The sequence below is a fragment of the Bacillus sp. MBGLi79 genome (genome assembly GCF_002953915.1).
This window is the reverse complement of the sequence record NZ_CP026521.1, coordinates 186,809-205,414: the sequence shown is the minus strand read 5'-3', so window position 1 is coordinate 205,414 and position 18,606 is coordinate 186,809. Positions and strand designations below refer to the sequence as shown.

Annotated in this window: 27 protein-coding genes and 1 pseudogene; 2 read left to right on the top strand and 26 right to left on the bottom strand. The window is 42.1% G+C overall.

What is annotated here, in order from left to right:
* Positions 1 to 434 precede the first annotated feature (434 nt).
* Positions 435 to 1,199 (top strand): polysaccharide deacetylase family sporulation protein PdaB, encoded by a 765-nt coding sequence (pdaB, locus tag C1T29_RS01180; protein WP_069840423.1) that lies wholly within the window; start codon positions 435 to 437, stop codon positions 1,197 to 1,199.
* Here pdaB and kbaA read toward each other — a convergent pair whose 3' ends face one another.
* Positions 1,200 to 1,796 (bottom strand): KinB-signaling pathway activation protein, encoded by a 597-nt coding sequence (gene kbaA, locus C1T29_RS01175; RefSeq protein WP_103750575.1) that lies wholly within the window; start codon positions 1,794 to 1,796, stop codon positions 1,200 to 1,202. It abuts the gene before it with no gap.
* Positions 1,797 to 1,905: 109 nt separating this feature from the next.
* On the opposite strand from kbaA, the gene gerD reads away from it, so the two are divergent.
* On the top strand, positions 1,906 to 2,463 hold the full coding sequence (gerD, locus tag C1T29_RS01170; RefSeq protein ID WP_014662546.1) for a spore germination lipoprotein GerD: 558 nt from the start codon (positions 1,906 to 1,908) through the stop codon (positions 2,461 to 2,463).
* Positions 2,464 to 2,499: 36 nt separating this feature from the next.
* Here gerD and salA read toward each other — a convergent pair whose 3' ends face one another.
* From salA to rplF, 25 genes and pseudogenes are all read right to left on the bottom strand, one after another.
* Positions 2,500 to 3,558 (bottom strand): iron-sulfur carrier protein/transcriptional regulator SalA, encoded by a 1,059-nt coding sequence (gene salA, locus C1T29_RS01165; RefSeq protein WP_014662545.1) that lies wholly within the window; start codon positions 3,556 to 3,558, stop codon positions 2,500 to 2,502.
* A 94-nt stretch (positions 3,559 to 3,652) separates the two neighbouring features.
* Positions 3,653 to 4,366, bottom strand: a complete 714-nt coding sequence (gene cwlD / locus C1T29_RS01160) for an N-acetylmuramoyl-L-alanine amidase CwlD (protein WP_014662544.1) — start codon at positions 4,364 to 4,366, stop codon at positions 3,653 to 3,655.
* Positions 4,367 to 4,425: 59 nt separating this feature from the next.
* The gene (locus tag C1T29_RS01155; protein ID WP_014662543.1) at positions 4,426 to 4,869 is read right to left on the bottom strand and encodes a YbaK family protein; all 444 of its coding nucleotides are present in this window, start codon (positions 4,867 to 4,869) and stop codon (positions 4,426 to 4,428) included.
* A 185-nt stretch (positions 4,870 to 5,054) separates the two neighbouring features.
* Complete coding sequence (locus tag C1T29_RS01150) at positions 5,055 to 5,822, bottom strand: class I SAM-dependent methyltransferase (protein ID WP_069148835.1); 768 nt, start codon at positions 5,820 to 5,822, stop codon at positions 5,055 to 5,057.
* A 453-nt stretch (positions 5,823 to 6,275) separates the two neighbouring features.
* Entirely contained in the window at positions 6,276 to 6,668 is a 393-nt protein-coding gene (gene rpsI, locus C1T29_RS01145; RefSeq protein ID WP_004399691.1) for a 30S ribosomal protein S9, read from the bottom strand.
* Between the two features lie 20 nt (positions 6,669 to 6,688).
* The gene (gene rplM, locus C1T29_RS01140) at positions 6,689 to 7,126 is read right to left on the bottom strand and encodes a 50S ribosomal protein L13 (RefSeq protein ID WP_003241966.1); all 438 of its coding nucleotides are present in this window, start codon (positions 7,124 to 7,126) and stop codon (positions 6,689 to 6,691) included.
* Positions 7,127 to 7,287: 161 nt separating this feature from the next.
* Positions 7,288 to 8,031 carry a tRNA pseudouridine(38-40) synthase TruA gene (truA, locus tag C1T29_RS01135; protein WP_103750576.1) on the bottom strand — a complete coding sequence of 248 codons (744 nt, stop codon included), beginning with the start codon at positions 8,029 to 8,031 and terminating at the stop codon, positions 7,288 to 7,290.
* Positions 8,032 to 8,040: 9 nt separating this feature from the next.
* Positions 8,041 to 8,838, bottom strand: coding sequence for an energy-coupling factor transporter transmembrane component T family protein (locus tag C1T29_RS01130; protein ID WP_103750577.1), 798 nt, complete (start codon positions 8,836 to 8,838; stop codon positions 8,041 to 8,043).
* Complete coding sequence (locus C1T29_RS01125) at positions 8,835 to 9,704, bottom strand: energy-coupling factor ABC transporter ATP-binding protein (RefSeq protein WP_103750578.1); 870 nt, start codon at positions 9,702 to 9,704, stop codon at positions 8,835 to 8,837. The genes C1T29_RS01130 and C1T29_RS01125 overlap by 4 nt, the downstream gene beginning before the upstream one ends.
* A complete protein-coding gene (locus C1T29_RS01120; protein ID WP_069148831.1) occupies positions 9,680 to 10,525 on the bottom strand; it encodes an energy-coupling factor ABC transporter ATP-binding protein in 846 nt (281 codons plus the stop codon). The genes C1T29_RS01125 and C1T29_RS01120 overlap by 25 nt, the downstream gene beginning before the upstream one ends.
* Positions 10,526 to 10,653: 128 nt before the next feature.
* A complete protein-coding gene (rplQ, locus tag C1T29_RS01115; protein WP_003225836.1) occupies positions 10,654 to 11,016 on the bottom strand; it encodes a 50S ribosomal protein L17 in 363 nt (120 codons plus the stop codon).
* 77 nt (positions 11,017 to 11,093) lie between these two features.
* Entirely contained in the window at positions 11,094 to 12,038 is a 945-nt protein-coding gene (locus C1T29_RS01110; protein ID WP_003225835.1) for a DNA-directed RNA polymerase subunit alpha, read from the bottom strand.
* A 176-nt stretch (positions 12,039 to 12,214) separates the two neighbouring features.
* Positions 12,215 to 12,610, bottom strand: coding sequence for a 30S ribosomal protein S11 (gene rpsK, locus C1T29_RS01105; RefSeq protein ID WP_009966385.1), 396 nt, complete (start codon positions 12,608 to 12,610; stop codon positions 12,215 to 12,217).
* 20 nt (positions 12,611 to 12,630) lie between these two features.
* Positions 12,631 to 12,996: a 30S ribosomal protein S13 gene (rpsM, locus tag C1T29_RS01100; RefSeq protein ID WP_003235095.1), complete on the bottom strand. Its 366-nt coding sequence runs from the start codon at positions 12,994 to 12,996 to the stop codon at positions 12,631 to 12,633.
* Between the two features lie 22 nt (positions 12,997 to 13,018).
* On the bottom strand, positions 13,019 to 13,132 hold the full coding sequence (gene rpmJ, locus C1T29_RS01095; RefSeq protein ID WP_003156543.1) for a 50S ribosomal protein L36: 114 nt from the start codon (positions 13,130 to 13,132) through the stop codon (positions 13,019 to 13,021).
* A 33-nt stretch (positions 13,133 to 13,165) separates the two neighbouring features.
* Positions 13,166 to 13,384: a translation initiation factor IF-1 gene (gene infA, locus C1T29_RS01090; protein ID WP_003156508.1), complete on the bottom strand. Its 219-nt coding sequence runs from the start codon at positions 13,382 to 13,384 to the stop codon at positions 13,166 to 13,168.
* Positions 13,362 to 13,603 (bottom strand): annotated as a pseudogene (locus tag C1T29_RS01085) (RNA-binding protein); the annotation flags it as partial. The gene infA and the pseudogene C1T29_RS01085, both read right to left, overlap by 23 nt.
* A gap of 92 nt (positions 13,604 to 13,695) precedes the next feature.
* Positions 13,696 to 14,442: a type I methionyl aminopeptidase gene (map, locus tag C1T29_RS01080; RefSeq protein WP_003225828.1), complete on the bottom strand. Its 747-nt coding sequence runs from the start codon at positions 14,440 to 14,442 to the stop codon at positions 13,696 to 13,698.
* Positions 14,439 to 15,092, bottom strand: coding sequence for an adenylate kinase (locus C1T29_RS01075; RefSeq protein WP_095432287.1), 654 nt, complete (start codon positions 15,090 to 15,092; stop codon positions 14,439 to 14,441). The genes map and C1T29_RS01075 overlap by 4 nt, the downstream gene beginning before the upstream one ends.
* Positions 15,093 to 15,146: 54 nt before the next feature.
* Positions 15,147 to 16,442, bottom strand: a complete 1,296-nt coding sequence (gene secY, locus C1T29_RS01070) for a preprotein translocase subunit SecY (protein ID WP_071581919.1) — start codon at positions 16,440 to 16,442, stop codon at positions 15,147 to 15,149.
* 1 nt (position 16,443) lies between these two features.
* The gene (gene rplO, locus C1T29_RS01065) at positions 16,444 to 16,884 is read right to left on the bottom strand and encodes a 50S ribosomal protein L15 (RefSeq protein ID WP_014662534.1); all 441 of its coding nucleotides are present in this window, start codon (positions 16,882 to 16,884) and stop codon (positions 16,444 to 16,446) included.
* 30 nt (positions 16,885 to 16,914) lie between these two features.
* A complete protein-coding gene (gene rpmD, locus C1T29_RS01060; protein WP_003156497.1) occupies positions 16,915 to 17,094 on the bottom strand; it encodes a 50S ribosomal protein L30 in 180 nt (59 codons plus the stop codon).
* 13 nt (positions 17,095 to 17,107) lie between these two features.
* Positions 17,108 to 17,608, bottom strand: a complete 501-nt coding sequence (rpsE, locus tag C1T29_RS01055; protein WP_003328273.1) for a 30S ribosomal protein S5 — start codon at positions 17,606 to 17,608, stop codon at positions 17,108 to 17,110.
* Between the two features lie 24 nt (positions 17,609 to 17,632).
* Positions 17,633 to 17,995 carry a 50S ribosomal protein L18 gene (gene rplR, locus C1T29_RS01050; protein ID WP_003225816.1) on the bottom strand — a complete coding sequence of 121 codons (363 nt, stop codon included), beginning with the start codon at positions 17,993 to 17,995 and terminating at the stop codon, positions 17,633 to 17,635.
* A 32-nt stretch (positions 17,996 to 18,027) separates the two neighbouring features.
* On the bottom strand, positions 18,028 to 18,567 hold the full coding sequence (gene rplF, locus C1T29_RS01045; RefSeq protein WP_014662533.1) for a 50S ribosomal protein L6: 540 nt from the start codon (positions 18,565 to 18,567) through the stop codon (positions 18,028 to 18,030).
* Between the last annotated feature and the right edge of the window lie 39 nt (positions 18,568 to 18,606).

The window sequence follows — 18,606 nt, the reverse complement described above, 5'->3', positions numbered from 1 at the left end:
AGCTCCCATCTGTCCGCTCGACTTGCATGTATTAGGCACGCCGCCAGCGTTCGTCCTGAGCCAGGATCAAACTCTCCGATAAAGTAGTTTGACTGACTACGCACATCGCTGTGCGATTTATAAAAAAATGAATTAACAGGTACGTTTTGTCTTGTTTAGTTTTCAAAGATCATTACAGCCACTTAACGAAGCAGCTTTATTACTATAACATTTAGCCTCTTTTAAGTCAACAACTTTTTTCAAAGTATTTAATGAAGCTTTTAATTGATGTCAGCTGTTTCTCAGCGACGAATAATAATATACCACGGATATTATCAAAAGGTCAACAACCAATTTAGGCTATATGTGAAGAAACATTTTATCGGTTATATTCAATTGGCCATGCTCATAAGATGTAAAACAAGAATGATGGACAAGATAAGGAGGCATCATCAGTGAATCACTTCTATGTGTGGCATATTAAACGGGTGAAACAATTAATTATTATACTTATCGCCGCATTTGCAACAGCCAGCTTTTTTTATATCCAAAGAGCTGTCCCGCTCCCCGTGTTTTCAACTGACACCGGGCCTAAAGCCATTTATAAAGGAGAAACAGACTCTAAAGATATTTCACTTACTTTCGATATCAGCTGGGGTGATGAGAGAGCAGAACCTATACTTAATACTCTGAAAGCAAACGGGATTAAAAATGCGACGTTTTTCCTTTCAGCTTCTTGGGCAGAACGGCATCCCGACACAGTGGCCCGTATCGTAAAGGATGGCCATCAAATCGGGAGCATGGGCTATGCTTATAAAAACTATGCCAATTTAGAGAGCAGCGAAATAAAAAAGGACATAAATCGCGCGCAAACAGCATTTGAAAAGTTAGGAGTCAAAGACATCCAGCTATTACGACCTCCTACCGGCCAATTCAATAAGAATGTTCTAAAGGTCGCAAAGCAATACAATTATACAGTTGTTCATTACAGTGTGAACTCTCAAGACTGGACAAATCCCGGAGTTGAAAAAATCATCGACAATGTGACCAAGCAAGTGTCCGGGGGAGACATTATTCTTTTACATGCCTCCGATTCGGCAAAACAAACAGAAGAAGCGTTGCCTGATATCATACATCAGCTAAAAGAAAAAGGATTAAAAAATGTAACCGTGGGTGATCTCATCGCAAATTCTGATGCCAAATCCGCAGAGGTAAAGTAATTACTTCTCTGCAAACTTAGGCAGCATCAACAATTGGAAGGCATTACACGCCATTAACGGAAAAAGCATTAAATAAAGCCAGTCCTCATCATTTACTCTTAATGCAGGGAACCATTCTAAAGCGGTAATCACAACCATCAAAAACAACGATGACACAAATGTTTTCTTAGAGGACTGCTTTTGCTTTATATAAGCTGTAATCACTCCAAAGATCAATAAAAACAATGGTAACCACGCATAGCCAGCCATTGAATCTCCGCTTTCTCCAAAAAACAAAAAACGCACGTACATTAAATCAAAAGCAACAAACAGGATGAAAAACAACTGAAGCAAATTCCACAAAGATGAGGATCTTAATATCTCAAGCGCAAACCGATGAACTGTTAAAAACACGAAAAATCCCATTTGGCTGATCACACTGAAAATCATGCCTACACCTATAAACCAAAATAAAACAGAGAAAATCTGCCCCGCTTCAAATGTTAGAAACAGTCCTCTGTATTCTCCCCATTTTAAAGTAAAACCCACAATACTTGTGATAAGCGCTCCGACAGCTAAAATAGAAAAGAAAAAACGAACTAAACCACGGCTTTTCATTTCTTTATTCATCCCCTCAAAAATCGCGAACAGCGATATTTTGTTATGTATAATTCCTAACAGATGAATCATATTAAAGGTAAGACAAGTATGTGAAAGGAGCTTAAGCATGTCAAAAGCCAAAACGCTATTGATAAGCTGTTTTTTGTTATTATCTGTAACAGCTTGCGCTCCAAAAGACCAAGCAGCGGATATGGACTATGATCAGACCAAAAAAATGGTTGTTGATATATTAAAAACTGATGATGGAAAAAAAGCCATTAAGGAATTATTAAATGATGATGCCATGAATGAAGCGCTGGTGATTGACCAAGATGCGATTAAAGGAACAATAGAAAAAACACTCACATCTAAAAAAGGCGAAGAATTTTGGAAAAACATCTTTGAAGACACTGATTTTGCTGAGGGCTTTGCCAAAACTCTTCAGACAGAGCATGAAAAGGTAATTAAAAAGCTGATGAAGGATCCAGATTACCAAAAGATGCTGATGAACGTTATGCAGGATCCTGGTATGGATAAAAAGTACAGTCAGCTGGCAAAAAGCCAAGAATTCCGCAGTTATTTAGAAGAGGTTATTAACGAAACACTTTCTAGTCCGCTTTACAAAAAACAGTTCGAAGATGAACTGAAAAAAGCAGCAAAAGACACTGCCAAAGAAAGTGAATAAAGGGAAAGCCGGGATCTGGAATCCCGGTTCACTTTTTTATACTTGCACTGACATTTTTGCATCTATTTTTTTTGCGATGTCTTGATATATTTCTCCGATGGGATGATTTTCGTCATAAACAGACGGCGCAAATTGGTCCTTATCCCAATCAGGCTGCTTCAAAGGGATTCTGCCCAGCAAAGGTACATTTAGTTCCTCAGCCAGTTTATCTCCCCCGCCTTTACCAAAGACATATTCTCTTTCCCCTGTCTTTGCACTTTCATAATAGGCCATGTTCTCTATGACCCCTACGACCTCATGATCGGTTTTAATCGCCATAGAGCCCGCTCTGGCCGCGACAAAAGCAGCTGTCGGATGCGGCGTCGATACGATGACTTCTTTGCAGCTCGGAAGCATTGTATGTACATCGAGAGCAACGTCCCCTGTACCAGGCGGAAGATCAAGAACGATATAGTCTACTTCTCCCCACTCTACTTCGTGGAAAAAGTTATTCAGCATTTTGCCAAGCATCGGCCCTCTCCATACGACCGGAGCATTTTCTTCTACGAAAAAGCCCATTGACATGACCTTTACTCCGAAGCGCTCAACAGGAAGAAGTTTCTCTCCCTCAACCGTTGGACGCACAGTGATACCCATCATATCCGGAACACTGAAGCCATAAATATCCGCATCAATTAAACCGACCTTTTTCCCAAGGCGAGCCAAAGAAATAGCTAGGTTTACTGACACAGTTGACTTGCCTACGCCGCCTTTTCCGCTTGCTACAGCAAGAAAGACTGGCGGGTTATCCATATTTAATAATGTTTTTTTCTCAGCTGACGGCGCTCGGAATTTAGCAACCGTTTCTTCAGGCAGCTCTTCAAATCGAAGGCCGACCGTCTCAGCTCCTGCGCCTTTTAATGCGTTTACGATCTCTTGCTGAATCTGCATTTGTTCTGCAGTTCCTGTTTTTGCAAGAGCGATTTTTACACTGACATGCCGTTTTTCTGGCTTTATTTTAATTTCCTTAACGGCATCCAATTCTCCCAGAGGTCTTTGAAGAAAAGGTTCGCGCATTTCTCCGACTAGTTTTCTTACTTCATCTTCTCTTATCATCGAACCTCACCCTTTTGTGTATTCGTTTACAATTATTATTATATCATACATAAATGGCGGGTGTCTTATGCTTAGAACTGCAAGTAAACCCTCCTTACTCCGGAGGGTCTCCTTTTTCTGTGAAATATCGCAAAATGCCTTTATATATGGAAGATGCCACTTTGTCTTGATATTTCGGTTTACCGAGCAGCGTTGCTTCACTTGGATTGGATAAAAATCCGACTTCTATAAGCGCCCCCGGTTTAGTGACGTTTTGCATTAAGTAGATACCATGAATCCGCTTTGCTTTCCGGGTTGTGTTTTCCAGGTTTCTTCTCAGCTCATCCTGAATGTATTTTGCGACTTTTTCATTTTCCGCATATTTTCCGTAATAAAAGCTTTGGGCTCCGCTCCATTTTTGCGACGGAATCGCATTGAGATGAATGCTGATATAGAGCTCTGCCTCTGAATGATTTATTAATTTGACCCGCTGTCTTAGGTCTTCCGCTTTTCGTCTGCTATAACCCTTCGTTCCTTCAGGAGCGAGATCAGTATCACTTTCTCTGGTCATGATCACAAGCGCTCCTTGTTCTTGTAGATAATCCCTGACTCTAAACGCGACTTCCAGGGTAACATCCTTCTCTAACAGCTTTCCGCCGACTGCTCCGCCGTCAGGCCCGCCATGCCCTGGATCTAGGTAAATGATTTTCCCGCTCAAGGGCAGGCTCCACGGCTTCCAAGAATCATTATTGCTGAACTGATACTTGAACAGAAATAGTAATACGATGAAGCCTAGCAAAAAACTGAGCCATTTAAGCTTTTTCCTCATCCCTTCCCCTCCCGCTTGTCCGTTATTACATAACTATGGGACAGGGCCGGGAAATATGATTACCGCATGCGAAGCTTACACTGTTTTTCTCTTTGAACAAACCCTGCTGTCCACCAATCTTTAATGAACTTGCGTGCCGCTTCATAAACAGTGTTTTTATCAAATGTTGCGTATTGCTCGTGTATCCAATTATAGAGATAATCAAAAAACTCCATTCGAAGCTCTTCTTCTTCTCTTGCAGAGCGGGCACTGATACTTTGCATGGATTCTCCGTAATAGCCGAATATCCCAAAACGCCCGCCTAACAAATAGGCTTCAATCGCAAAATCAATACAGCCTTCGCTAATTATATCTCGTTCATCATGTAAAAAAGGGAATAATGGTTCCAAACAGTCCTTAACAGACTGGATAATTTGTCTCAGAGAGAGTTCTTTGAGCAAGTTCTTTTCTAATTCAAAATCCTTTTGCCGTTTCACATCCATAAAAGACAGTACTTCTGCCATATAAATTCACTCTCCTTTTACCGATTATTTTGGGGTTTGGATGATGAAACAATGCCCGAATTCGGTTGGAAATTCGCCCAAATGAAGGTGTGAATCGATAAAAAGGCAGCTTTCCGAAGGGGAGTGGAACAAACGTTCTGTAATTAGTTATAAAAAAAGCAGCCCCTCTGACAGGACGCTGCTTTTCATACTTTCACGCTTCTTGTTGCAGAATATGTATGGATATATTGATCTAACACAAACCCGCCTTTATCTTCATAAAAACCAGTGACGATAAAACCGGCATCTATTTGGCCTTTGATTTGGTCTTCTAAGGAATGGCCGAATTCCAGAGCCTCATTATTATCGATTAGTTTTTTCACTTTATGTTTCGGAAGATCTTCTGGGTCAGCATATGGAATGGAGTGCTTTACTTTTAAAATACCTTGCTGTTCTAATTCTACATCAAACAGAAATACGACAGGATTGACAAACCCTGAGATTAGTACGCCATTTCTTTTCAATACACGGTGTGCTTCCATCCAGACCGGGAGGACATTCTCAACAAAAACATTGGCAACAGGATGTACAATGATATCAAATGATTCGTTATTAAATACACTGAGATCATCCATGCTTCCTTTGACAGTGTGTATTGTGAGGCCATCTCGCTCAGCAACCATTCTATCCTGATTCAGCTGTTTTTCGGAGTTATCTAATACGGTGACATCCGCCCCCGCAGCTGCCAAAATTGGACCTTGCTGGCCGCCGCCTGATGCTAAACAGAGTATTTTCAGACCTTTGACAGGCGGAAACCAATCCTTCGGTACATCTTTCATTGGTGTTACTCTTATATCCCAATTGCCTTTTTTCGCTTGTTCGATAACCTGCTGATCAACAGCAACAGTCCATTCATTGCCTGTTTCTACTTTTTTATCCCAGGCTTTGCTATTATGAGCTACTAACGCATTCATGAATCTTCTCCTTACTTTAATGTATAGAGTATAACAAATATTTCTAGATTGATAACGCTTTCCCTTTGCATATTTAGAAAAAAGTTCATAAAAACGCAAAAAAATCACAAAGGAGATATGTGATTTACGTCATTACATTTACACTTACTTCTTTAAGTAATGTCATTAGCAAAGAGCTATTGTTCCTCTGGGCTAAGAAATAAATGAGAATCAGCAGTAACTTTAACGGATGAGAGACAGGGATAGAATGGGCTGAGCTGGCGACGTAACGATTATAAACAATGACCACATTTCTAATGATTATGAAATGAACGATATTATGATTATTACAAGTGAGACCGTTTATAAGCAAGCAATTTGTTTATAAACGTCATTCGTCCATTTTTTGTTGCGGAACTAATAAAAGAAAAAAGCTCCCAACACAAGGTCGAGAGCTTTTTTGAAAACGCAAAATTAACGTTTTGAGAACTGAGGTGCACGACGAGCGCCTTTAAGACCGTATTTTTTACGTTCTTTCATACGAGCGTCACGAGTCAGAAGACCTGCACGTTTAAGAGTTGTACGGTATTCTGGATCTGCTTCAAGCAATGCACGAGCGATACCGTGACGGATTGCTCCAGCTTGACCAGATAAGCCGCCTCCATGTACGTTTACTAAAACATCATAAGTGCCAGCTGTTTCAGTCAAAGTTAATGGTTGTTTGATATCTTCGATTAAAGCTGCAGATGGGATGTGTTCGCTGATTTCACGATTATTAACGACGATACGGCCTTCTCCTGGAACTAAACGCACACGCGCTACAGAGCTTTTACGACGGCCAGTACCGTAATATTGAACCTGTGCCAAATTGGTAACCTCCTTTTTAATTAACCGCGAAGTTCGTAAACTTCAGGTTTTTGTGCTTCGTGTGGATGCTCAGAACCACGGTATACGTTCAATTTTTTGAACATTTGACGACCTAGAGAACCTTTTGGAAGCATGCCTTTGATAGCAAGCTCAAGCATTTTCTCAGGGTAGTTTGTACGCATTTCAAGAGCAGTTCTTGATTTTAATCCGCCTGGATGTTGAGTGTGACGGTAGTAGATTTTGTCAGTTAACTTTTTACCAGTTAACTCGATTTTTTCAGCGTTGATGATGATCACATGATCTCCAGTATCAACGTGTGGTGTGTAAGTTGGTTTGTGTTTTCCGCGAAGGATAGCTGCAACTTCTGAAGAAAGACGACCTAAAGTCTTGCCAGCAGCATCAACAACTAACCACTTGCGTTCAATAGTACTTGCGTTAGCCATAGGTGTTGTACGCATTGAATTTCCCTCCTAAATGATCTGTCATTTTCAATAAACTTCGATTACGTTCTATTTCACAACACAATAAGTTCCGGGGCTTATCGTGGGGTTGAAATACATACCATATGATATCTTATAACTTTATGCAGACTCTGTCAAGAAAATATTATACACCTGGTTTAGTTGTCATAGTAAACGTTCCATAAATATAGCCCGTGCCCCGGTGCTGTGCGTCCTGCCGCTTCGCGATCCTTCGCTTCCAGCATGGTTTTCACATCATCAGGAGAAATTTTTCCAATACCTGCATCAAGCAAAGTACCGACAATAATTCTGACCATATTATATAAGAAACCGCTGCCTGTGATCCGCATTTGCAGGCCGTCATCCGTCTCAGTCCAATCAAGCTCGTAAATCGTTCTTACCTTGTCCTGCACTTCTGTTTTAGCCGCGCAAAAGCTCGTAAAATCATGTGTCCCTATAAGATGCTTTGCCGCTTCTCTCATGTCCTGCACATTAAGGCGATATGAAAAATGGTAAGCGTAATGCCGTTTAAATACGTCCGGGTGTTTCTCCGTGTATACAAAATAGCGATATTCTTTTTTGACTGCGCTAAATCGTGCATGGAACCCATCATCCGCAATTTCTGCCTGTTTGACTGCGATATCGTCCGGAAGCAGTGCATTTAAGGCATAAGGCCATCTTTCCGCCGGGATAGCCAGCGGAGTGTCAAAATGAATCACCTGTCCGGCTGCGTGAACCCCGCTGTCTGTTCTTCCAGACGAAACGACAGGAATTCTTTCTTTTGACTTATGCAGGACAGCCAAAGCCTTCTCCAGTTCATCCTGAACCGTTCTTTTGCCCGGCTGAACCTGATAACCGTTAAATAAATGTCCGTCATAAGAAATCGTGCATTTCAGTCTCATACAGCACCTCTAAGCCCTTAAGAAGAATAACAAAGCAGCTAATACCATCAAGCTGGCAATGACAAAAGTGTCTTTTCCTGTCCATACAAGCTTTCTATATTTCGTACGTCCTTCTCCGCCCTGATAGCCTCTTGCTTCCATTGCCACAGCAAGCTCTTCAGCACGTTTAAAAGCACTGACGAAAAGGGGGACAAGAAGCGGAACAATAGCCTTCACCCTATCTTTAACAGGCCCGCTTGTAAAATCAACGCCTCGCGCCATCTGAGCCTTCATGATCTTATCTGTTTCCTCCATCAGCGTCGGAATAAACCGCAAAGAAATGGACATCATTAGGGCCAGCTCGTGGACAGGAAGCTTTAATTTTTTCAATGGATTCAGCAGCTGCTCCATTCCATCGGTAATCTCAATCGGTGTTGTCGTAAGCGTTAATAAGGTTGTGATTAAAATCAGATAGACGAATCTAAGGGAAATGAATATCCCCTGAACCAGACCGCCCTCATAGACTTTGAAAAAACCTATTTGAAAGATAACCGGTCCTTCATGTGTCATAAAAATGTGAAGAAGGAACGTAAAGAGGACAATCCAAATGATAGGCTTCAGCCCTTTCATTAAAAAAGAGAAAGGAACTCTTGTTAAAGAAACGACGCCAACTGTAAACAATCCAAGCAACGCATATGTCTGCACATTATTGGCTAAGAATACGATGCAGACAAATAAAAAGATTGTGATAAGCTTTGTTCTGGGGTCAAGCCGGTGCACAAGTGAGGAGCCCGGTACATACTTGCCGATAATCATGCTGTCCATCATAAGGTCTTCTCCCCCTGAAAAAGAGCACGGATTTCAGCTGCGGCATCTTCTATTGTGAGCATAGGCTCATTAAATTTCACACCCAGTGCAGCTTCAAGATGTCTTTGGAATTTTATCGTTTCCGGAAGATCCAGCCCCCAGCCAGCCATCTCTTCACCCTTTAAAAACAGTTCACGCGGACTGCCTGATGCTTGTATCGTTCCTTTATGCATAACAATCATTTCATCAGCGTATGCAGCTGCATCCTCCATGCTGTGTGTCACAAGGATCGTCGTCAGGTTCCCACGTCGATGAAGCTCATAAAACATGTCCATAATCTCTTTTCGCCCTCTTGGGTCCAATCCTGCAGTCGGTTCATCCAGAACAAGCACCTCAGGATCCATTGCAAGTACGCCTGCAATTGCAACTCTGCGCATTTGTCCGCCGCTTAATTCAAAAGGGGATCTGTCCAGAAGCTCTTCTGATAAACCTACAAGCTTCAGCATCTCCCTCGCTTTTTGTTCAGCATCCTCTTTTTTAACCCCAAAGTTCATCGGTCCGAACGATATATCTTTAAGAACTGTTTCTTCGAATAATTGATGCTCAGGAAATTGGAAAACGATTCCGATTTTTTTACGAAGTTTTTTCAGCTCTTTATTCTTTTTCCCTGCCTGAATGACAGTGCTGCCTAGTGATAGCTGTCCCTTCGTCGGCTTCAGGAGACCATTTAAGTGCTGAAGAAGAGTGGACTTGCCAGAGCCTGTATGTCCGATAACGGCTACGTAGCTTCCTTCTTTAATCGATGCAGTGATATCATACAGTGCCAGGCGCTCGAACGGCGTCTTCATCTGATAGCGATGCTCTACATCTTTGATTGTAATGTCCATAGCTCTTTCACCAGCCCTTCCTGAGTCAAATGGTTTTCTTCCAAAGCCAGTCCATTTTCTCTTAAAAGCTGGCTAAGCTGGAATGAGAAGGGTAAATCAAGCCCGATTTGAACAAGTTCTTTATTCAATTTAAAAATCTCTTCAGGCGGCCCTTCAGCATATTTTTTACCGCCATTCATGACAATGATCCTGTCTGCTTTTGCTGCCTCATTCAGATCATGTGTAATGGATATGACAGTCGCCATGCCCTGTTCTTTTAAATGTCTTACCGTTTCAAGCACTTCTTCTCGCCCGATCGGATCAAGCATGGATGTTGCTTCATCTAAGATAATAATATCAGGACGTGCGGCAATAACTCCCGCAATCGCAACTCTCTGCTTTTGGCCTCCGGAGAGATGGTGCGGCTCTTGATCGAGAAAATCTTGCATATTTACCTGATTTACTGCCCAGTCTACTCTCTCAATCATTTCTTCCCGCGGTACACCATTGTTTTCTAAACCAAAAGCCACATCATCGCGAACAGTCGTTCCGACAAATTGGTTATCCGGATTTTGAAAGACCATACCTATCTTCTTACGCACTTCCCAAACTGATTCCTCTGTCAATTGAATCCCGGCAACCTCAATGTCGCCTGATTCAGGAAGAATTAAACCATTCAATGCCCGTGCCAGTGTTGATTTCCCTGAACCGTTATGACCTACAATTGCAAGCCATTCACCCTCATACACCTGCAGGGAGACGCCGTCTAGTGCTCGTCTTTCTGCGTCCTTCCGATATCGAAATACGATATCCTCTACCGATATCAACTGATTTTGATTCATGGAAAACCGGCCTCCTCTCAGCTAATGCTCTGCTTGTCTCTATATAAAAAGTTGCAGTATCTAAAAAAAGGGCATAGATCCAGTTAGAAACTGTCCCGCCCTTCTTTAGACACACAAAAAATATGTGATTAAACCAATTCGATAATTGCCATTGGTGCTCCGTCACCACGGCGAGGACCAAGCTTCATAATACGTGTGTATCCGCCTTGGCGCTCCTCGTAACGAGTTGCAATGTCAGAGAATAATTTTTGAAGTGCATCTTGGTTATTTTCTTCGTTTGCAACCTCGTTGCGGATGTATGCAGCAGCTTGACGGCGAGCGTGAAGATCACCGCGTTTGCCAAGCGTGATCATTTTTTCAACTACAGAGCGAAGTTCTTTCGCACGTGTTTCAGTTGTTTCGATTCTTTCGTTGATGATCAAATCAGTTGTAAGATCACGAAGCATAGCTTTACGCTGTGCACTCGTACGTCCTAGTTTTCTGTATGACATGTGATGTCCCCTCCTTTATTGGAATGCTGTTTCTGAATAATAAACACACGAAAATCCTAGTTCACAAAGGAAACTAGTCAATCGTCTTTGCGAAGTCCGAGTCCAAGTTCTTCTAGTTTCGCTTTCACTTCTTCAAGTGATTTGCGTCCTAGATTCCGAACTTTCATCATATCTTCTTCCGTCTTGTTCGCAAGCTCTTGAACCGTGTTAATACCCGCACGCTTTAAGCAGTTGTAAGAACGAACAGAAAGATCCAATTCTTCAATTGTCATTTCAAGAACTTTCTCTTTTTGATCTTCTTCTTTTTCAACCATGATTTCAGCATGTTGAGCTTCGTCAGTTAAACCAACGAATATATTAAGGTGTTCAGTTAAAATCTTTGAACCAAGCGCAATTGCTTCTTTCGGTCCAGTGCTTCCATCAGTCCAAACATCAAGTGTAAGTTTATCATAGTTTGCAACTTGGCCTACACGAGTGTTCTCTACCTGATAAGATACACGAGAAACTGGCGTATAGATAGAATCGATCGGAATCACGCCGATTGGCTGATCGTCTCTCTTGTTTGCGTCAGCAGGCGTATACCCACGTCCTCTTTGAGCAGTAAGGCGAACTCGGAAACTCGCATTCTCACCAAGAGTCGCGATATGAAGATCAGGATTTAAGATCTCTACATCACTATCGTGTGTAATATCAGCTGCCGTTACAGTTCCTTCACCCTGTACATCAATTTCTAGCGTCTTCTCTTCATCAGAGTAGATTTTCAATGCAAGCTTTTTAATGTGTAAGATAATCGTTGTAACATCTTCCACAACGCCTTCAATTGTCGAGAATTCGTGCAGTACACCATCTATCTGGATTGATGTTACAGCGGCACCAGGGAGTGAGGATAAGAGGATACGACGTAAGGAGTTACCCAGAGTTGTACCATATCCACGCTCAAGTGGCTCTACGACAAACTTACCAAATTTGGCATCGTCGCTGATTTCAACCGTTTCGATTTTTGGTTTTTCAATCTCGATCATTACTTAAAACCCTCCTTCAAAACGTCGAAACCTCGAATAGAATCATATGAGATTCCATCCGAAATTCCCCATTGTTTAGTCCCGTATGTGCTCAGGCAACGAGTCGGTGCATTCGTTTCATAAATAACTGTATCATAACCCATTATTGACAGGGACACAAAATCTATACAAACAAATTACACGCGGCGACGTTTTGGTGGACGGCATCCGTTATGAGGAACAGGAGTTACGTCTCTGATAGCAGTGACTTCTAGTCCAGCAGCTTGAAGTGCACGGATTGCAGCTTCACGGCCTGAACCAGGTCCTTTAACAGTAACCTCTAGAGTTTTAAGACCATGTTCGATTGAACCTTTAGCAGCTGTTTCTGCAGCCATTTGCGCAGCGAAAGGAGTAGATTTACGAGAACCTCTGAATCCTAAAGCTCCAGCACTAGACCAAGAAATAGCATTACCATGAGTGTCAGTGATCGTAACGATCGTGTTATTGAAAGTTGAACGAATATGAGCAATACCAGACTCAATATTCTTTTTCACGCGACGTTTACGCGTGTTAGATTTACGAGCAGCAGCCATTGTTTAAGAACCTCCCTTACTTATTTTTTCTTGTTAGCTACAGTACGACGCGGACCTTTACGAGTACGCGCATTGTTTTTAGAGTTTTGTCCGCGAACAGGTAATCCTCTGCGATGACGGATTCCGCGGTAGCTTCCGATTTCGATCAGACGTTTGATATTAAGAGAAACTTCACGGCGAAGGTCACCTTCTACTTTCAGTTTATCAATAATATCACGGATTTTACCAAGTTCTTCTTCAGTAAGATCGCGCACACGAGTATCTTCTGAAACTCCAGCTTCTTTTAAAACTTGCTGAGCCGTTGTGCGGCCAATTCCGAAGATGTATGTTAAAGAAATAACAACACGTTTGTCACGTGGGATATCTACACCAGCAATACGAGCCATTCTTTGGGCACCTCCTTATAAATTATCCTTGTTTTTGTTTATGCTTTGGATTTTCACAGATCACCATTACTTTTCCTTTTCTGCGAATAACTTTACATTTTTCGCAGATTGGTTTAACTGATGGTCTCACTTTCATGTGTTTCCAACCTCCTTCAGTTTCCGGAGTGCTTTATTTGTAACGGTACGTAATCCTGCCACGAGTTAAGTCATATGGAGATAATTCTACCGTAACTTTGTCTCCAGGTAAAATGCGAATGAAGTGCATGCGGATTTTACCAGATACATGAGCCAAAACAGTGTGGCCATTTTCAAGTTCAACTTTGAACATCGCGTTTGGCAGTGTTTCGACTATAGTACCTTCCACTTCAATTACATCGTCTTTCGCCATTCAAGTGTTCTCCCTTCATCAAATCAGTAACTTGCTTTCTGACAAATTTCAAAAGAAGTTTGTCACACGCCCTGTTTCGTTTATACTGTTCTGAACTTCCGGAGATACGCAATCATAAAGGGTTACATGATTGATATTCTTTTTCTTAGGAGAATGAAATGTACGCTTTTCTCCGTCTGCTGTTAGTACATTGATGATGGTCAAAATTCCAATGACAAGCGGCAAGATGAATTCAGTCCTGCCAATGTTCATCCAAGCTTTCTGCCCTATCAAGCCGAAAAAACATCTGTCTTCGGAATTATTTTCATCATCTAGACTCTCGTCAGTATATCAAAACCCGTTTCCGTAATCGCAATCGTATGTTCAAAATGAGCACACTTTTTCCCATCTACCGTTACAACCGTCCAGTTATCAGCCAATGTTTTCACGTAGCGGCTGCCAGCGTTCACCATAGGTTCAATAGCGAGAACCATGCCAGGTTTGAGCCGTGGTCCTTTGTTGGGCGGACCGTAATGAGGAATTTGCGGGTCCTCATGCAAGTCTTGACCAACACCATGTCCGACATACTCCCTAACAACTGAAAACTGCTCATTTTCGACATACGTTTGTATTGCGTGGGAAATATTCGACAAACGTTCACCTGGTTTTGCTTCCTGCAAGCCTTTATATAAAGACTCCTCTGTCACTTCCAGAAGTTTTTTGTCATCATCGCTGATGTTTCCTACCGGATATGTCCATGCAGAGTCACCATGATAACCATTTAATTTAGCACCGATATCAATACTGATGATGTCACCGTCCTTCAGTACCCTGCTGCCAGGAATGCCGTGAACGAGTTCTTCATTAACTGATACGCAAATGCTCCCGCGAAACCCATTATACCCCTTAAAAGATGGGATTGCACCCTGCTTCTTAATAAAACGTTCGGCAATTTGATCCAATTCTTTTGTCGAGATTCCTGGTTTAATGTGCTTTTTTAACTCTTCATGAGTTAAAGCCACGATTCGCCCTGCTTCCCGCATGATACCAAGTTCACGTGGGGTTTTACAGATAATCATTTTTTTAATCCTCCAAGAAGATCCTTCACATCTGCATAAACGTCTTGAATGTCCTGTTGGCCATTCACGTTTGCAAGATAACCTTTCTCTGAATAGAAATCCAGTAAAGGCTGAGTTTGCTTCATGTTTACCTCAAGCCGTTTAGAGACGGTTTCCTCATTATCATCTGCCCGTTGATAGAGTTCGCCTCCGTCTTTATCACAAACACCCGGTTTTTTCGGCGGATTAAAGACTAAATGATAGGTTGTGCCGCAAACACTGCAAATTCTGCGTCCAGTCAGACGTTCCATAAGAGCGTCTTTGTCGACTTCAATGTTAATGACATAATCAATCGGCTTGCCGTATTCCTCAAGAATTTCTTCAAGAGCTTCGGCTTGAGCGACTGTTCGCGGAAATCCGTCCAGAAGAAAACCTCTTTCACAATCATCTTTGCCTAGTCTTTCTTTTACAATTCCGATTGTGACTTCGTCAGGTACGAGCTCTCCCTTATCAATATAAGATTTTGCTTCGAGTCCGAGTGGTGTTTCTTCTTTCATAGCAGCACGGAACATATCTCCTGTTGAGATATGAGGAATCCCATAATCCTCAACAATTCGTTCGCCCTGTGTGCCTTTGCCGGCACCAGGAAGCCCCATTAAGACTAAGTTCATTCGGATTTCCCCCGTCCTCTCTTTATTAAGAGGGAATGGATAAATCCATTTCCTCTAGTTTTTCATAAATCCACGGTAGTTTCGTTTCACCAACTGGCTTTCTAGTTGTTTCATTGTCTCCAAGGCTACCCCGACAACAATTAACAAAGATGTTCCGCCAATTTGTGCACTTTGAGGCAATCCAGCGAATTGAATGAAAAAGATAGGAAGAATGGAAATCACGGCTAAGAATATAGAACCCACAAACGTAAGTCGATACAAAATGCTCGTAATTCTATCTTGAGTCATTTTCCCTGGACGAACCCCCGGGATATAGCCACCCTGTTTTTTAAGGTTATCAGCCATTTGTTCAGGGTTTACCTGCACAAAAGCATAAAAGTACGTAAAGGCAATAATCAACGCAACATATATCGCCATACCCACCGGATGCGTATTATCAAAGTTGTTTTGAATCCACTTTGTCACATCGTTTGTTCCAAAGAATGACGCGATCGTCCGCGGCGTTATCAAAAACGCAACCGCAAAGATTACCGGAATAACCCCTGCAGGATTCACTTTCAATGGAAGGTGTGTAGACTGACCTCCGCCAGCAGGTGAACGACCTGTGCCTTTAGCATATTGAATCGCAATTTTCCGTACGGCTTGCTGAATGAAAATAACTCCAACAATAACTGCTAAAATCGCAATCACAAGAAGTGCGATTGTCACAATATGAATAAACAACTGATCGTTGCTGCCGACAAATTGAGTCTCATATATTTGCCCAATTGTTTTTGGAATACTAGACACAATCCCCGCGAAGATAATGATCGATATTCCGTTGCCTACTCCATGAGACGTAATTTGTTCCCCAAGCCACATTAAAAAGGCAGTTCCGCCAGTGAGCACTAAAGCAATAATAAGATATGTCGATACACCGGATTTTTCGATAAGCATACCGTTTGCCAGATTGTTGAATCCATATGACATACCTAACGCCTGGATGAAACCAAGCACAATCGTAAAGTACCTTGTGAACTGAGCTAATTTACGGCGGCCAACTTCACCTTGCTTAGACCACTCGGTAAACTTCGGTACAACATCCATCTGAAGCAGCTGAATGATGATCGAAGCCGTGATATAAGGAGTAATTCCCATTGCAAAAATGGAAAATTGGTAAAGCGCACCGCCGCCAAATGTATTAAGGAGATCAAAAACACCCATTTGAGACTGTGCCTGTAACGCTTCAGCGTTAACATAAGGCACAGGAATAAACGCACCTATGCGAAAGACGATAAGCATGAGTAAAGTGAATATGATTTTATTCCTGATATCACTCACACGCATAAAGTTGGAGATTGTTTTAAACAAGTTAGATCACCTCAGCTGTACCGCCAGCAGCTTCAACAGCTTCTTTCGCAGAAGCAGAGAATTTATTGGCTTTTACAGTTAATTTTTTCTCTAATTTACCGTTGCCAAGAATCTTTACTCCTGCATTAAGTTTGCTAATAACACCAGTCTCAAGAAGAAGTTCAGGAGTGACTTCCGTTCCTTCTGCAAAACCGTTCAATTTGTCTAGGTTGACTACAGTGTATTCCTTGCGGTTGATGTTAGTGAAACCGCGTTTAGGAAGACGTTGGAATAAAGGCATTTGTCCCCCCTCGAATCCAGGGCGTACACCGCCGCCAGAACGAGCGTTTTGACCTTTGTGACCTTTACCAGCTGTTTTACCGTTACCAGAACCAATACCACGACCTACGCGATTACGCGTTTTGCGTGAACCTTCTGAAGGTTTTAATTCATGAAGTTTCATTAGGACACCTCCTTATCCGATCAAATATTTTTATTGTTCTTTAACAGAAACTAAATGAGATACTTTATTAATCATGCCACGGATCGCAGCGTTGTCTTCATGAACAACAGTTTGGTTTGTTTTCTTTAAACCAAGTGTTCTTACAGTAACGCGTTGGTCTTCCGGGCGACCGATTACACTTCGTTTGAGGGTAATTTCTAATTTAGCCATTAATGTTCCCTCCTTATCCTAACAGTTCTTCTACAGATTTTCCACGAAGCTTCGCAACGTCTTCAGCACGTTTAAGTTCACTTAAACCTTGAAGTGTTGCACGAATCATGTTGATCGGTGTGTTAGAACCTAAAGACTTAGAAAGGATATCAGCTACACCAGCTAGCTCAAGTACCGCACGTACAGGGCCTCCAGCGATAACTCCAGTACCTTCAGAAGCAGGTTTTAACAAGATGTTACCTGCACCGAAACGTCCGATGATTTCGTGTGGAATTGTAGTTCCAACCATTGGTACTTCAATCAAATTCTTTTTCGCATCTTCAACAGCTTTGCGGATCGCTTCTGGTACTTCTTGTGCTTTACCAGTACCGAATCCTACGTGTCCGTTTTTGTCACCGACAACGACTAGAGCTGCGAAGCGGAAACGACGACCACCTTTAACAACTTTCGCTACGCGGTTAACCGTAACTAAGCGTTCTTCTAACTCTAATTTGCTTGGGTCAATACGACGCATAATCATGTGTCCCTCCTTCTTTTATTAAAATTTAAGTCCAGCTTCACGAGCGGCATCAGCCAAAGCTTTTACACGTCCATGGTATAAGTATCCGCCACGGTCAAATACTACGTCAGAAATGCCTTTTTCAGCAGCGCGTTTTGCAACTAATTCTCCAACTTTAGTAGCAGCAGAAGTATCTCCAGTGCTTTCAACGTTCAAGTCTTTATCGAGAGTAGATGCACTAGCAAGTGTTACACCATTTACATCATCGATGATTTGAGCGTAAATGTGCTTGTTAGAACGGAAAACGTTCAGACGCGGTCTTTCAGCAGTACCGGAAAGTTTAGCGCGAACACGAGCGTGTCTTTTAAGACGAGCAGCATTTTTGCTAGTTTTCGTAATCATCTAGGTCACTCCTTTCTTCACTTTAAGCGATCTTACTTAGCAGATTTACCTTCTTTACGGCGAACAACTTCACCTTCGTAGCGGATTCCTTTACCTTTGTAAGGCTCTGGAGAACGTACAGCGCGGATGTTAGCAGCAATAGCTCCTACACGTTCTTTGTCTGTACCTTTTACAACTACTTTAGTTTGAGAAGGAACTTCGATTTCGATGCCTTCTTCAGGAACGATCTCAACAGGATGAGAGTATCCAACGTTTAAAACAAGTTTATTTCCGGATTTAGAAGCACGGTAACCGACACCGACTAATTCCAAACCTCTTTCAAATCCTTTAGATACACCCTCAACCATGTTGCCAAGCAGACTACGAGTCGTACCATGCAGGGCACGGTGCTCTTTTTGATCAGAAGGACGAACGACTGTAAGCACATTGTCCTCTACTTTAATCTCCATATCAGGGTGAAACGTACGAGTTAATTCTCCTTTTGGTCCTTTCACAGCTACAGTGTTGTTATCATTTAACGTTACTGTAACATCAGAAGGAATCTCAAGTAGCTTCTTACCTACACGAGACATACCAAACACCTCCATTCATGTTAAACTTCTTACCAAACG

Bases quoted from the DNA above. Each gene is read 5' to 3' on its own strand.
- kbaA (WP_103750575.1), bottom strand. From the start codon at position 1,796: ATGAAAAGCCGTGGTTTAGTTCGTTTTTTCTTTTCTATTTTAGCTGTC.
- gerD (WP_014662546.1), top strand. From the start codon at position 1,906: ATGTCAAAAGCCAAAACGCTATTGATAAGCTGTTTTTTGTTATTATCT.
- salA (WP_014662545.1), bottom strand. From the start codon at position 3,558: ATGATAAGAGAAGATGAAGTAAGAAAACTAGTCGGAGAAATGCGCGAA.
- cwlD (WP_014662544.1), bottom strand. From the start codon at position 4,366: ATGAGGAAAAAGCTTAAATGGCTCAGTTTTTTGCTAGGCTTCATCGTA.
- C1T29_RS01155 (WP_014662543.1), bottom strand. From the start codon at position 4,869: ATGGCAGAAGTACTGTCTTTTATGGATGTGAAACGGCAAAAGGATTTT.
- C1T29_RS01150 (WP_069148835.1), bottom strand. From the start codon at position 5,822: ATGAATGCGTTAGTAGCTCATAATAGCAAAGCCTGGGATAAAAAAGTA.
- rplM (WP_003241966.1), bottom strand. From the start codon at position 7,126: ATGCGTACAACACCTATGGCTAACGCAAGTACTATTGAACGCAAGTGG.
- truA (WP_103750576.1), bottom strand. From the start codon at position 8,031: ATGAGACTGAAATGCACGATTTCTTATGACGGACATTTATTTAACGGT.
- C1T29_RS01130 (WP_103750577.1), bottom strand. From the start codon at position 8,838: ATGATGGACAGCATGATTATCGGCAAGTATGTACCGGGCTCCTCACTT.
- C1T29_RS01125 (WP_103750578.1), bottom strand. From the start codon at position 9,704: ATGGACATTACAATCAAAGATGTAGAGCATCGCTATCAGATGAAGACG.
- C1T29_RS01120 (WP_069148831.1), bottom strand. From the start codon at position 10,525: ATGAATCAAAATCAGTTGATATCGGTAGAGGATATCGTATTTCGATAT.
- rplQ (WP_003225836.1), bottom strand. From the start codon at position 11,016: ATGTCATACAGAAAACTAGGACGTACGAGTGCACAGCGTAAAGCTATG.
- C1T29_RS01110 (WP_003225835.1), bottom strand. From the start codon at position 12,038: ATGATCGAGATTGAAAAACCAAAAATCGAAACGGTTGAAATCAGCGAC.
- rpsK (WP_009966385.1), bottom strand. From the start codon at position 12,610: ATGGCTGCTGCTCGTAAATCTAACACGCGTAAACGTCGCGTGAAAAAG.
- rpsM (WP_003235095.1), bottom strand. From the start codon at position 12,996: ATGGCTCGTATTGCTGGTGTAGATATCCCACGTGACAAACGTGTTGTT.
- rpmJ (WP_003156543.1), bottom strand. From the start codon at position 13,132: ATGAAAGTGAGACCATCAGTTAAACCAATCTGCGAAAAATGTAAAGTT.
- infA (WP_003156508.1), bottom strand. From the start codon at position 13,384: ATGGCGAAAGACGATGTAATTGAAGTGGAAGGTACTATAGTCGAAACA.
- map (WP_003225828.1), bottom strand. From the start codon at position 14,442: ATGATTATCTGTAAAACCCCACGTGAACTTGGTATCATGCGGGAAGCA.
- C1T29_RS01075 (WP_095432287.1), bottom strand. From the start codon at position 15,092: ATGAACTTAGTCTTAATGGGGCTTCCTGGTGCCGGCAAAGGCACACAG.
- rplO (WP_014662534.1), bottom strand. From the start codon at position 16,884: ATGAAACTTCATGAATTAAAACCTTCAGAAGGTTCACGCAAAACGCGT.
- rpmD (WP_003156497.1), bottom strand. From the start codon at position 17,094: ATGGCTAAATTAGAAATTACCCTCAAACGAAGTGTAATCGGTCGCCCG.
- rpsE (WP_003328273.1), bottom strand. From the start codon at position 17,608: ATGCGTCGTATTGACCCAAGCAAATTAGAGTTAGAAGAACGCTTAGTT.
- rplR (WP_003225816.1), bottom strand. From the start codon at position 17,995: ATGATTACGAAAACTAGCAAAAATGCTGCTCGTCTTAAAAGACACGCT.
- rplF (WP_014662533.1), bottom strand. From the start codon at position 18,567: ATGTCTCGTGTAGGTAAGAAGCTACTTGAGATTCCTTCTGATGTTACA.